At 55.6% G+C, this 592-nt stretch carries 1 protein-coding gene; it reads right to left on the bottom strand.

Features of this window, described 5'->3' with window-relative positions; all coding sequences use genetic code 11:
• On the bottom strand, nucleotides 1–537 hold a 537-nt coding region (locus ACZYSM_RS29320; protein WP_489077184.1), incomplete at its 3' end, for an IS630 family transposase.
• Nucleotides 538–592 lie beyond the last annotated feature (55 nt).

Here is a 592-nt window from a genome sequence, read left to right on the forward strand (position 1 = left end):
GGTTTTCTCATCAACCGACAGCACGATGGCGTTATCCGGCGGGTTCAGATAAAGCCCGACTACATCGACGACCTTATCGGCAAAATGCGGATCGTTGCTGATCTTGAACGTCTTCAAACGATGGGGTTTAAGGTCGGAAGCAGCCCAGACCTGTCGCACCTGCCAAGCCGTAACGGCGGCATACTTGGCCATCAGGCGCACACTCCAATGCGTCGCCTCACGAGGCACGCGCTGGGTTGTCAGGGTAAGAATCTCCTTCATTTTTTGAGTGCTGAGCTTGCGAGGCTGGCCACTTCGAGGCAGGTCGTTTAAGCCCTCAAGACCCGCCTCCAGATAGCGCTTTCGCCATTTGAACACCACCGGTGCCGAGATCTGGAGCTGATGGCTGACGTCTTTGGGCGTTAACCCATCAGCCAACAACAGCAGAATTTTGGCCCGCTGCCCGAGACGTTGTGCCAACGAACCCATCCGCGACCAGCCTTGTAGTGTGGCGTAGTCAGATGGCGTTAAAACGAATGGGGCGGCGGGCTTGGCCATGTGCACTACTGCTCAGTGAGGTCGAAGTCTGGTCAGTATATCGATATGCTTTTAG

This window comes from Pseudomonas sp. F220 (assembly GCF_057813935.1).